This window comes from Paenibacillus solanacearum (assembly GCF_910593845.1).
GTDB classification, from domain to species: domain Bacteria; phylum Bacillota; class Bacilli; order Paenibacillales; family NBRC-103111; genus Paenibacillus_G; species Paenibacillus_G solanacearum.
This window is the reverse complement of sequence record NZ_CAJVAS010000002.1, coordinates 47,005-59,644: the sequence shown is the minus strand read 5'-3', so window position 1 is coordinate 59,644 and position 12,640 is coordinate 47,005. Positions and strand designations below refer to the sequence as shown.

Genomic DNA, 12,640 nt, shown 5'->3' with positions numbered 1-12,640 from the left:
TTGCATTGACACGGCACTTATGGTATAATCTGTTACGGTATCAATGTAATATCTCGTGAGCAGAGAGTGGGGAAACCCACTCTTTACATTTTGTATAAGGCATATCGCCGTGAGCATCGCTTACAGCGGCACTCACCGCTACCTGTTAGGAGGAAAGCAGTTTGAGCACACATATCAAATCCACTGTGGAAGAGCTCGTTCGCCCTTTTTTGGACGAGAACGGATTTGAGCTTGTCGACATCGAGTATGTAAAAGAAGGCGGCAACTGGTTTTTACGTGTCTACGTCGATAAAGAAGGCGGCATCGATATCGACGATTGCGGACGCATTAGCGAATATTTGAGTGCAAGACTGGATGAGAAAGACCCGATTGAAGCCGCTTATTTTCTCGAGGTTTCTTCACCGGGAGCCGAGCGTCCTCTCAAGAAAGCGCAAGACTTCCATAAAGCCGTCGGAGACTACGTCTTCCTGACGACGTATGAGCCGGTCGACGGGCTGAAGGAGTTTGAAGGTACGCTTGCTTCGTTCGATGAAGAGACGGTCGTCGTCGAGATCGGCAAGAAGAAGCACAGCATTCCATATACGAAAGTGGCCAGCGCCCGATTAGCCATACAATTTTAACGCACGGCCGTATTTTATGAGAGGGGGAACTCCGTTCAAATGAACATGGATTTTATCGAAGCACTGAATGAAATTGAAAGAGAGAAAGGCATTGCCAAAGATATTTTGATCGAAGCGATCGAAGCGGCGCTGATCTCAAGCTATAAACGGAATTTTAATACGGCGCAAAACGTGCGTGTCGACATCAATCGCCACACCGGGTTAATCAAAGTATACGCCCGCAAAACCGTCGTCGATGATGTGCTGGACGCACGGCTTGAAATTTCGCTGGACGCGGCGCGTGAAATTAACGGCAACTACCAGTTGAACGATATTGTGGAAATCGAAGTCACGCCGCGGGATTTCGGGCGCATTGCCGCCCAAACGGCCAAGCAGGTCGTAACGCAGCGAATCCGCGAAGCCGAACGCGGACTGATTTACAACGCTTATGTCGATAAGGAAGAAGATATCGTCAACGGTATCGTCCAGCGGCAGGATCAGCGCAATTTGTATATCGACCTCGGCAAAATCGAAGCGGCCATGCCGCTCGGCGAACTGATGCCGACGGATAAGTTCAAGCAGGGTGACCGGGTTAAAGCCTACATCACGAAGGTGGAAAACACGACCAAAGGTCCGCAAATTATTTTGTCCCGTACGCATCCGGGATTGCTGAAACGGCTGTTCGAACTGGAAGTTCCGGAAATTTTCCAAGGGGTCGTCGAGATTCGTTCCGTCGCCCGGGAAGCGGGCTTCCGTTCCAAGATCGCCGTTTATTCCCGTAATGCGGAAGTTGACCCCGTCGGCTCCTGCGTCGGCCCGAAAGGCTTGCGCGTACAGACGATCGTCACCGAGCTGAAAGGCGAGAAGATCGATATCGTGCGCTGGGTGGAGAACGTGGAAGAATACGTGGCCAACGCGCTGAGCCCGTCCAAGGTGCTTGAGGTGCAGGTATTCGAAGCGGAGAAGATGGCTCGCGTCATTGTGCCGGATTATCAGCTTTCGCTGGCGATCGGGATTAAAGGCCAGAATGCAAGGCTGGCGGCGAAATTGACCGGTTGGAAAATCGACATCAAGAGCGAAACGCAAGCGGAGCAGGAGTACGGCCGTCCAAAATCCGAATCCGACGGCATGCACCAGGATTCGGTCAGCATCGATTAAGAAACGCATGGTGCGGGGAGGGGATGAAATCCGATGAAGCCAAGAAAAATACCTCTGCGTAAATGCGTTGCCTGCCAGCAAATGATGGGGAAGAAAGAGCTGATTCGCGTGGTCAAAACGCCAAACGACGAGCTCCTGATCGATTTGACCGGCAAAAAAGCCGGACGCGGCGCTTACTTGTGCGGGAAGCTCTCCTGTTTCAAGCTGGCCAAGAAATCGCGTGCGCTCGACCGCGCTTTGAAATCTGCGGTATCGCCGGAAATATACGACGCGCTTGAACAAGATTTCATCAAAGTGGAAGACGAATTTATTGCCGGAAAAGACGCGGTGGATGACGAGGATGAATAAAAACTTTTTTTCCAATCTCGGGCTGACGATGCGTGCCGGGAAGATCATTACCGGTGAGGAAATGGTCATTCAGGCGGTGCGCAGCGGGGAAGCGAAGCTTGTGATCGTGGCCGAAGACGCGTCGGATAATACGTTCAAAAAGATTAATGATAAGTGCAGCTACTACGGAGTTCCTCTCTTGCAAACCGGCGGAAGGGAACAGCTGGGAGATAGCATCGGCAAGGAGGCCCGGGTCGCGATTGCGGTTACGGACGCCGGCTTTGCGCGGATGCTGATGAAGCAGTAGGAAATTGTACGGAGGTGGACAGTATTGACGAAACAAGACAATAATAAAGATAAGCTCAGAGTATATGAATATGCAAAGTCTTTGAACATGAGCAGCAAGGAAATTATTACGATTTTGAAGCGAATTGGAATACCGGTTAACAATCATATGAGCGTAATGGAGAACGATGCGGTGGATAGTGTAGAGAAATTTTTTAAAGACGTGAAAGCAAACGCAGCAGCCAAACGAGATGGCGGTTCAGGCGCAGGCGCCAAACCGCAAGACAAACAGCCGAGAAACGACAACAAGCAGCAGACGGTAGCCGTGCAGCCGAAGCCGGAGCAACGGCAGCAGGCGCAGGTGCAGGCGGCAACGCCAAGACCGGCAGACGGATCGTCGCAGACGGATCGCAGACCGCAAGGCCAACAAGGCCAAGGGGAACAACGTTCCAGTCAAGGACAGGGCGGCAGCGGCCAGCAACGGCAGGGCGACCGTCAAGGGTATGACAGGAATCGTGGGCAAGGACAAGGTCAGTCTGGTCAAAATAACCGCGGAGGCGGTTATCAAGGCCAAGGCGGCGGACAAAGCAATCGCGGAGGCGGTTATCAAGGCCAGGGCCAAGGCGATCGCAGACCGCAAGGCCAAGGCGGCGGGCAAGGCTATGGCGGCAATCCGAACAACCGCGGCGGCCAGCAAGGCTCGTCCGGCGGCGGACAAGGAAGCCGCGGACCAGGCCAGGGCCGTCCGCAAGGAGGCCAAGGTGCGGGTCAAGGTCAAGGTGGCCAAGGTGGCGGCCAACGCCGCAGCGGCGGTTTTGAGCAGCGCAGCGGCAATAACAGCAGCAACAATGGCAATCGCAGCAACGATAACAATCGTTTTAGTGCGCCTGCGCCTTCACGACAATTCACACCGCCGGCGATCGATGCCGATGGGGACGATGCAAACAAAAACAAGGCGGCAAAGAAACCAAGGCAGAACCAGAGCCAGAAGCGGTTTGACGATAATAAGCCTGGCGGCAACCGGGGTTCCCAGTTCCGCGGCAATTCCAGAAATCAGGGCCGCGGCGGTCGGAATCAACAAGAGGCGCCGAAGCCGAAAATCGATAACACGCCGAAGAAAATTATCGTGCGCGGCACGATGACGGTCGGCGAGCTTGCCAAAGCACTGCATAAGGATGCTTCCGAAGTAATCAAGAAGCTGCTGTTCCTGGGCGTGATGGCAACGATCAACCAAGAGCTTGATCTCGACGCCATTCAACTCCTCGCTTCGGATTACGGTGTGGAAGTTGAACTGAAAATTCCAGTCGAGGAAGACAAGTTCGAGCAGTTTGAGGAAAAAGACGAGGAAGAAGATTTACTCGAACGTCCGCCGGTCGTAACCATCATGGGGCACGTCGACCACGGGAAGACGACGCTGCTGGACGCGATCCGCAAAACGAACGTCACGGAAGGCGAAGCTGGCGGCATTACGCAGCATATTGGTGCGTACCAAGCGGAAACGAACGGGAAGAAAATTACGTTCCTCGATACACCGGGCCACGAAGCGTTCACCTCGATGCGTGCCCGCGGCGCGCAGGTGACCGATATTACGATTATTGTCGTAGCTGCAGACGACGGCGTTATGCCGCAGACGATCGAGGCGATTGCTCATGCGAAAGCGGCCAAAGTGCCGATTATCGTGGCGGTCAACAAAATCGACAAGCCGGAAGCCAATCCGGACCGGATCAAGCAGGAGCTTACCGAATACGAGCTGGTACCGGAAGAATGGGGCGGGGACACAATCTTTTGCAACATTTCCGCGAAGCAGCGTATGGGGCTCGATAACCTGCTAGACATGATCCTGCTCGTAGCGGAAGTTCAGGAATTCAAAGCGAATCCGAACAAACGCGCTAGAGGTACGGTCATCGAGGCGGAGCTGGACAAAGGAAAAGGACCGGTTGCCCGGGTACTGATCCAACACGGCACGCTGAAGGTAGGCGACAGCTTTGTTGCCGGCGTATGCTTCGGCCGCGTCCGCGCGATGGTCAACGACAAAGGCAAACGTCTCAAGGAAGCGGGTCCGTCCACACCGGTGGAAATTACCGGTTTGACCGAAGTGCCGCAAGCCGGCGATCCGTTCCTCGCCTTCGAGGACGAGCGGAAAGCGAGAGCGATTGCGGAGAAGCGCGCCGTGACGCTGCGCCAGTCCGAGATGGGCGCGAACGCACGCGTGACGCTCGACGAGTTGTATAAACAGATCAAAGAGGGTGAAATTAAAGACCTCAATGTGATCATTAAAGCTGACGTGCAAGGTTCGGCCGAAGCGCTCAAAGGCTCGCTCGAGAAGATCGACGTTGAAGGCGCGCGCGTCAAAATTTTGCACAGCGGCGTAGGTGCCGTTACCGAGTCCGACGTTATTTTGGCATCGGCATCCAATGCGATCGTTATCGGCTTTAACGTTCGTCCGGAGCCGCAAGCGAAAAATACGGCGGATCAGGAAAAAGTCGACATTCGCCTGCACAGCATTATCTATAAAGTAATGGAAGAAATCGAGCAGGCGATGAAGGGCTTGCTGGATCCGACCTTTAAAGAAGTGGTCATCGGCCAAGCGGAAGTGCGCAACGTGTTTAAAGTGACCAAAGTCGGCTCAATCGCCGGCTGCATGGTTATCTCGGGTAAAATTGCGCGCAACGCGGAAGCGCGCCTGATTCGCGCCGGTATCGTCGTGTACGAGGGCAAGATCGATTCCTTGAAGCGATTCAAGGATGACGCTAAAGAAGTGGCGCAAGGCTACGAGTGCGGTATATCTCTCGATAAATTTAATGATATTAAAGAAGGGGACATCATTGAAGCCTTCGTAATGGAAACTGTTGAGAGGTGATACGGCATGGCCAAAATACGCGTCGGAAGAGTCGGGGAGCAAATCAAGAAGGAACTCAGTCAGCTGATTCAAGCGGAATTGAAAGATCCGCGTATCGGTTTCATCACCGTTACAGGCGTTGACGTAACGAATGATTTCTCCCAGGCCAAAATATTTTTGAGCGTGCTCGGCAGCGATGAGCAAAAAGCTGAAACGCTAAAGGCGCTTACGAGAAGCTCCGGCTTTCTTCGTTCCGAGCTCGGCAAGCGAATCCGGATGCGCAAAATTCCGGAGCTGCTGTTCAAGTTCGACGCTTCGATTGATTACGGCAGCAAGATCGAAAACCTGCTGCATCAAATCAATGAGGAGAAGCCGGAGGTATGATGGCGGATTCCTACGAAGTGCATTTGAAGGAAGCGGCGGCATTTATTCGCCAGCATGACGATTTCCTGGTAGTGTCCCACGTCCAACCGGACGGGGACGCTGCCGGTTCTACGTTTGCTACGGCGTATATGCTGCAGGCGCTCGGCAAACGCTACACGCTGATCAATGAAGGAGCGATCCCGGAAAAGTTTCAATTTCTGGGTGGCGAGCATTCCGTCGTTCAATATGCGCTGCAGCCGCCGGAACGTAAGTTCGCCATAGTCATTTCCGTCGATTGCGCGGATTTCGGGCGAATCGGCCAAGTGCAGCACTGTCTGGACGACAACATGCTGCTGCTCAACATCGATCATCATGCGACCAACGATGCGTTCGGGGCCGTCAACCTCGTTCGGGCTGATGCCGCGGCAACCGTCGAGGTGCTGTACGATTTGGCGGTCACGCTCGGCATCCCGTTTACGGCGGAGCTGAACGATTGCATTTATACCGGACTTTTGACCGATACCGGGGGCTTTCGTTATTCGAACACGTCGCCCAAAGTGCTTCAGATTGCGGCGGACATGCTGGCCCGCGGCGTGAAGGGACATGTGCTCGCAGAAATGTTTCTGGAGAAAATGACCGTTCCGCAAGTATCGTTGCTGCGCAAAGGGTTGAGCACGCTTTCGTTCGCGCACGGCAACCGGGTGGCATGGCTGTCGGTTTCTTTAAATGATTTGGCCGAAACGGGCGCATCGAATGACGATATGGACGGCTTGGTCAATTACGCGCGAAATGTCGAAGGCGTCGAAGTGGGGATGCTGTTCAAGGAGAAACAACCAGGTGTCGTCAAAGTAAGTCTGCGTTCGGGCGGACAAGCCGATGTGGCCGAAATCGCCAAGCGGTTCGGCGGCGGGGGACATGTCCGCGCGGCCGGCTGTACGGTATCCGGTTCTCTGATTGAAGCGATCGATCAGGTCGTGAAGGAAGTAGGGAAGGCGCTCCTATGAGTCTGGAAGGCATACTGCCCGTATGGAAGCCGCAAGGCTTTACATCCCATGATGTCGTGGCCAAAGTGCGGCGTATTTTAAAAATTAAACGGATCGGTCATACGGGGACGCTGGACCCGGCCGTTACCGGTGTGCTTCCGCTCTGCATCGGGCGGGCGACGAGACTGGTCGAATATATTCAGGACTTGCCGAAGGAGTACGAGGCTTGCTTGCGGCTTGGCATAGCGACGGACACGGAGGATGCCGAGGGAACGGTCATCGCCCGCGACGAGGATGCGGGGCGAAAGCTTTCGCCGGAGCAGGTGACGTCGGCGATTGCCCGTTTCGTCGGAGACATCGAGCAGACGCCTCCGATGTATTCGGCTGTGAAGGTAGACGGCAAGCGGTTGTACGAGCTGGCCCGGGAAGGGGCCGTCGTCGAGCGCAAAGCACGGACCGTCACGATATACCGCATCGATGTGATGGAAACCTCCTGGACCGGCACTTACCCGGAAGTGCGCTTCCGCGTGTTGTGCTCCAAGGGAACCTATATCCGCACGCTGTGCGTCGATATCGGCAAAGCGCTCGGCGTTCCCGCCGTCATGGCCGAGCTTGTGCGCACGTCGACGGGCGCCATCGGTCCGGAAAGCTGCCTCACGCTGGAGCAGATCGAAGAGCTTCATGTGCGCGGCGAGCTGGACAGCAGGCTGCTAACCATGGAGCAGGCGCTGGCGCATATGCCGTCCGTTCGATTGAACGCAGAGCAAGCACAGCGGGCGCTTCAAGGACAGAAGCTTCGCATGAACCGTCCGAACGGCCTTGCCAACGCATCGGCGGATGGCGTTGTTCAGCTGGTCGGTTTATCTGAGGACGGCAAGCTGCTTGGCATCTTCGACTGGGAAGAAGCGGAGCATCGGCTGACACCGGCCAAAATATTTTCATAAGACATGCCGGTACCCGGCGATGTGAATTGCTTGTCAGACATGAAATGTAGGTGACGAAATCTCCATGCAAACGGTTGAGCTGCAGTATCCGCTGCAGAATGTTGAACCCAACGCCGGTCCGCAGGTGCTTGCGATCGGAGACTTCGACGGTGTGCATCTCGGACATCAGGAAGTGATTCAGCGGGCTGTGCAGCGAGGGGTTGAGCTGCATATGCCTGCGGCCATCATGACGTTCCATCCGCATCCGAGACAAATGCTCGGATTGGATACGTATACGAAGATTCTTACGCCGCTGGCCGCCAAGCAGTCGCTGCTGCGGCAGCTTCGCGTAAATACGACCTATATTGTGAACTTCAGCGAGACGTTTATGCGCCTGACGCCGGAGCAATTTGTGGAAAACATCCTGATTCCGCTCCGTGTCAACAGCGTATTTGTCGGTTTCGATTTTACGTTCGGCCATAAAGGCGCCGGCACGCCGGACACCTTATGCGAGCTTGCAAAGGGACGCTTTACCGTCGAAATCGTGCGGCAGTTTTCGCTGCACGGGAGCAAAGTAAGCAGCACCCTGGTCCGTGAACAGCTGCTGCGGGGCGATGTGCGGGAGGCGACGGCGCTGCTGGGCCGGCCGTACCGTCTGCGCGGGACGGTCGTGCATGGCGAGGCCCGGGGGCGAACGATCGGATTCCCGACCGCCAATCTTCAGGTTTCCGATCCGTATGTCATCCCGGCCAACGGCGTCTATGCCGTCGAAGCCCGCGTCGGGAGCAAGGTGTACGGCGGCGTCATGAACATCGGGGTGAAGCCCACGTTCGAGGCGGATTTGGCGGAGCCTACGCTGGAGGTTCATTTGTTCGACTTCGCACAAGAGATTTACGGCGAAGAAGTGGAGGTCAGCCTGCTCGCATATATACGGCAGGAACGCAAGTTTTCTTCCATTCAGGAGCTGATTGCGCAGATCGCAAGTGACGCGGATCAAGCCCGCCACGTCGTGCGCGAAGTGAAATCCGTACAGAGCTCGTAATTCATTTTACTTTTAGGCATGAGATGTGTTATACTTTGAAACGTTGTCGATCCGCCTCTGGCCGGATCCGAAGCGCCACCTTGGCATGGAGCGCCGAGCACTCCGACGGGCTCTGGGCTTTGGGTGATAGATAACATACTATATTTATATGGAGGTGACTCAGCATGGCATTGACACAAGAGCGGAAACAGGAACTGATCCAAACGCACAAGACACATGAGAGCGACACGGGATCCCCTGAAGTACAAATCGCGATCCTTACGGAAAACATCGTGAACCTGACCAGCCATCTGAAGACGCACAAGAAGGATCATCATTCTCGTCGCGGTCTGCTGAAAATGGTCGGCCAACGCCGTAAACTGCTTACGTACTTGAAAAACAAAGACGTAAAACGTTACAGCGCCCTGATCGAAAAACTCGGCTTGCGCCGTTAATCGTCAGCGAACAACAAAACAACCACGCTTGTCACAGGTAGCGCGAACGCCCTTCGGCGATCGGGCGCCGGGGCGGCGCGGTTGTTTTTCATATGGAAGCGCAAGAGCTTCCTAATGTTTTGGCGAAAAGAAGGAAATACTAGCCAGTATGCAGAAATGGATAGATGTGATACATAAGCGATCCGTTCCGAGGGACAAGCGTCCCGGATGCGACGCGATCAATATTAAGGAGGTTGAATATGGAGAAAAAAGTGCAGATGGATCTGGGAGGCCGTACGCTCACCCTGGAGACCGGCCGACTGGCGAAGCAAGCCAATGCAGCCGTCGTCGCCCGCTACGGGGACACGGTCGTGCTGTGTACGGTTACAGCTTCTTCGGAACCAAAAGATCTTGACTTTTTCCCGCTCACTGTAAACTACGAGGAGCGGCTTTATTCTGTCGGGAAAATTCCCGGAGGATTCATTAAACGCGAAGGACGCCCGAGCGAGAAGGCGATTTTGGCAGGTCGTTTGACAGACCGGCCGATTCGTCCATTGTTCCCGGAAGGGTTCCGGAACGATGTGCAGATCGTAGCGATGGTCATGAGCGTGGATCAGGATTGCGCGCCGGAAATCGCGGCGATGATCGGTACGTCCGCGGCGCTCAGCATCTCCGATGTGCCGTTCAACGGTCCAGTCGGCGGCGTGATCGTAGGACGCGTTGACGGTCAATTCATCATTAACCCCACGCTGGAGCAAGCGGAGAAGAGTGATATTCATCTGGTTGTGGCCGGTACGAAGGACGCGATCATGATGGTTGAAGCCGGAGCGGACGAAGTGCCGGAAGAAGTGATGCTGGAAGCGATCATGTTCGGGCATGACGAGATCCGCAAAATCGTGGCAATCCAGGAGCAACTCGTTCTGGATGCAGGCAAGCCGAAGATGGAAGTGAAGCTGCACAGCGTCGACAGCGAAGTGAACGAAGCCGTTCGCGCATTCGCGAAAGAGCGTCTTGTCGAAGCGATCAAAATTCCGGAGAAGCATGCCAGACAAGAAGCGATTGACGCAGTCAACGCTGACGCGGTTCAGCATTTCACCGAAGTATATGCAGAGACGCCGGGACTGCTTGCCGACGTCAAGGAAACGCTGTACGATATCGTCAAAGAAGAAGTGCGCCGCCTGATTACGCATGATAAAGTACGTCCGGACGGACGCGCGCTGGACGAAATTCGTCCGATCGAATGCGACATCAACTTGCTGCCGCGTACGCATGGCTCCGGCCTGTTCACGCGCGGTCAAACGCAGGCGCTCAGCGTATGTACGCTTGGTGCGCTCGGCGATGTGCAAATTCTCGACGGCATCGACCTCGAAGAAACGAAACGATTTATGCATCACTATAACTTCCCGCCGTTCAGCGTAGGGGAAGCTAGACCACTCCGCCCGCCAGGCCGGCGTGAAATCGGTCACGGCGCCCTCGGCGAACGCGCACTTCTTGCGGTCATCCCTTCGGAAGTCGAGTTTCCGTACACGATTCGCCTCGTATCCGAAGTGCTCGAATCGAACGGTTCGACGTCCCAAGCGAGCATTTGCGCAAGCACGCTGGCTATGATGGATGCGGGCGTTCCGATCAAAGCTCCGGTTGCCGGCGTAGCCATGGGTCTGATCAAGGATGGGGATCATTTCTCGATCTTGACCGATATCCAAGGGATGGAAGACCATCTCGGCGATATGGACTTTAAAGTGGCAGGCACGGACAAAGGCGTAACCGCGCTGCAAATGGATATTAAAATCGACGGCATCGACCGCGCCATTTTGACGCAAGCGCTGGAGCAAGCGAAAGCCGGCCGCATGCACATTTTGGGCAAAATGCTGGAACGTATCTCGCAGCCGAAGACGGAGCTTTCCCAATATGCGCCGAAGATCGTCACGATGCAGATCAATCCGGATAAAATCCGCGATGTCATCGGTGCAGGCGGAAAGATTATCAACAAAATCATCGAAGAGACCGGCGTGAAAATCGATATCGAACAGGACGGCCGTGTGTTCATCGCTTCTTCCAACGCGCAAATGAACGAGAAAGCACGTCAAATCATCGAAGGCATCGTCCGCGAAGTCATCGTTGGTGAAGTGTATCTCGGCACCGTTAAACGCATCGAGAAGTTCGGTACGTTCGTCGAAATATTGCCGGGCAAAGAAGGCTTGGTTCACATTTCCCAGCTGTCCACCGAGCGCGTAGCTAAAGTCGAAGACGTCGTGAAAATCGGCGATAAAATTACGGTGAAAGTAACCGAAATCGACGCCCAAGGCCGCATCAATTTGTCGCGTAAAGCGGTTCTGACCGCGGAAGCGCCAGCCCAAGCTTAATATCCGCTTAAGGGAGCTTTTTTCCCTTAAGCAGCAAGAAGAAAGAGCCAGAGTTGTCTGTCTCTTTTTTGTTATGTCTTCATGCCGGTACGTACGGAACCGGTCGCTTTCCAGACCTAAGGAATCTCGCTATACCTTCGAATCGGCAGCAGCTCGGCTTGAGCGCGCTTATTTTCGCTAGGCTGCTGAAGGACAAGTGGTCTAAACTTGTCCCGAGCCGCATAAGTATGGGACCATCAAGCAAAATGACGGGAGTCGTGTCATGAAGCGAAATCAATTATGGTTTGCGGCGCTATGCTTCTGCGGTGTGACGCTGGGGCTGCAGCAATCGTCGGCGATTGACCGGTTTGTCCAGTACGCATACGATCATTCCGGGGAAGTGGCGGCCAGCAGCTCTGGGGCGGTGGAGCTGTCCCAAGGCGGCGGTATTTGGAGCGGCTCGGCACAGCATCACGAAACGCGCAAAGCGCTGGTGCTGGAGCAGATTAAAGCGGAGGCCGAGAAGCGGCGGGTGGAACCGATTGACGCCAAAATCGATTCGGTGTGGAAAGCGATTCCGGGATATAACGGGCTGGAAGTCGATATTGAGCGTACGCTGGAGCTGGCCGAGCAGCGGGCGTTTGCGGAGCCGCTGCAGTTGGTGTACCGCGAAATTGCGCCGAAGGTCAGCCTGGAGGAGCTCGGCTCGCAGCCGATCTATAAGGGCAATCCGAACAAGAAGATGGTTGGGTTGATGATCAATGTCGCTTGGGGCGACGAGTTTTTGGCCCCGATGCTCGAGACGCTGCGCAGCGAACAGGTGCATGCGACGTTCTTTTTTGACGGCACCTGGCTGAAAAAAAATAGGTCGACCGCGCAAAAAATTGTGGAGGCTGGACACGAACCAGGCAATCACGCGTACACCCACAAGGATATGAGCAAGCTTGGACGCGCCCAGCAGACAGCCGAAATCTCCCGGACCGAAGCGCTGTTGAAGGAAGCGGGCTTGAAGAACAAGCTGTTCGCGCCGCCGTCGGGCGATTACAACAAAATGACGGTCGACGTTGCGCATGAACTGAACTTGAAGACCATTTTATGGACGCTGGACACGGTCGATTGGAAAAAACCGCCCCCTTCGTCGGTCATTCGCAAGATCTCCGACCGGGTGGAGCCGGGAAGCTTGATTCTGATGCATCCGACCGATACGAGCAATCGGGCGCTGAAGGGGATCATCCAGACGGTCAAGAGCAAAGGACTGGCGCTTGGAACGGTCAGCGAAGTATTGTCGCCGGACAGAATCCCCGAGGTTGAGTCGACAGGTCAATAATGTTAATATCTAAATATTATTGCTTCATCGAGGAGGCTA

General features: G+C 54.8%; 12 protein-coding genes. All 12 read left to right on the top strand.

From position 1 onward, the window contains the following. Window positions 1–161: 161 nt before the first annotated feature. The 12 genes from rimP to KXG62_RS02525 all read left to right on the top strand — a co-directional run bounded on the left by rimP (window position 162) and on the right by KXG62_RS02525 (window position 12,601). Window positions 162–620 (top strand): ribosome maturation factor RimP, encoded by a 459-nt coding sequence (rimP, locus tag KXG62_RS02580; protein ID WP_218090363.1) that lies wholly within the window; start codon window positions 162–164, stop codon window positions 618–620. Between the two features lie 39 nt (window positions 621–659). Continuing rightward, a complete protein-coding gene (gene nusA, locus KXG62_RS02575; protein ID WP_218090362.1) occupies window positions 660–1,757 on the top strand; it encodes a transcription termination factor NusA in 1,098 nt (365 codons plus the stop codon). Between the two features lie 33 nt (window positions 1,758–1,790). Further along, the gene (gene rnpM / locus KXG62_RS02570) at window positions 1,791–2,105 is read left to right on the top strand and encodes an RNase P modulator RnpM (protein WP_218090361.1); all 315 of its coding nucleotides are present in this window, start codon (window positions 1,791–1,793) and stop codon (window positions 2,103–2,105) included. Continuing rightward, entirely contained in the window at window positions 2,098–2,391 is a 294-nt protein-coding gene (locus tag KXG62_RS02565) for a YlxQ family RNA-binding protein (RefSeq protein WP_425517326.1), read from the top strand. The genes rnpM and KXG62_RS02565 overlap by 8 nt, the downstream gene beginning before the upstream one ends. Window positions 2,392–2,415: 24 nt before the next feature. Next, on the top strand, window positions 2,416–5,229 hold the full coding sequence (infB, locus tag KXG62_RS02560; RefSeq protein ID WP_218090359.1) for a translation initiation factor IF-2: 2,814 nt from the start codon (window positions 2,416–2,418) through the stop codon (window positions 5,227–5,229). A gap of 6 nt (window positions 5,230–5,235) precedes the next feature. After that, the gene (rbfA, locus tag KXG62_RS02555) at window positions 5,236–5,592 is read left to right on the top strand and encodes a 30S ribosome-binding factor RbfA (RefSeq protein WP_218090358.1); all 357 of its coding nucleotides are present in this window, start codon (window positions 5,236–5,238) and stop codon (window positions 5,590–5,592) included. Continuing rightward, complete coding sequence (locus KXG62_RS02550; protein WP_218090357.1) at window positions 5,589–6,575, top strand: DHH family phosphoesterase; 987 nt, start codon at window positions 5,589–5,591, stop codon at window positions 6,573–6,575. The genes rbfA and KXG62_RS02550 overlap by 4 nt, the downstream gene beginning before the upstream one ends. Then, window positions 6,572–7,498 (top strand): tRNA pseudouridine(55) synthase TruB, encoded by a 927-nt coding sequence (gene truB / locus KXG62_RS02545; protein ID WP_218090356.1) that lies wholly within the window; start codon window positions 6,572–6,574, stop codon window positions 7,496–7,498. Before KXG62_RS02550 ends, truB begins: the two co-directional genes overlap by 4 nt. Before the next feature lie 64 nt (window positions 7,499–7,562). Beyond that, the gene (locus KXG62_RS02540; protein ID WP_218090355.1) at window positions 7,563–8,519 is read left to right on the top strand and encodes a bifunctional riboflavin kinase/FAD synthetase; all 957 of its coding nucleotides are present in this window, start codon (window positions 7,563–7,565) and stop codon (window positions 8,517–8,519) included. Between the two features lie 164 nt (window positions 8,520–8,683). Continuing rightward, window positions 8,684–8,953 carry a 30S ribosomal protein S15 gene (gene rpsO, locus KXG62_RS02535; protein WP_218090354.1) on the top strand — a complete coding sequence of 90 codons (270 nt, stop codon included), beginning with the start codon at window positions 8,684–8,686 and terminating at the stop codon, window positions 8,951–8,953. 239 nt (window positions 8,954–9,192) lie between these two features. Beyond that, window positions 9,193–11,295: a polyribonucleotide nucleotidyltransferase gene (gene pnp / locus KXG62_RS02530; RefSeq protein WP_218090353.1), complete on the top strand. Its 2,103-nt coding sequence runs from the start codon at window positions 9,193–9,195 to the stop codon at window positions 11,293–11,295. 262 nt (window positions 11,296–11,557) lie between these two features. Further along, window positions 11,558–12,601 (top strand): polysaccharide deacetylase family protein, encoded by a 1,044-nt coding sequence (locus KXG62_RS02525; protein ID WP_218090352.1) that lies wholly within the window; start codon window positions 11,558–11,560, stop codon window positions 12,599–12,601. Window positions 12,602–12,640: the final 39 nt, after the last annotated feature.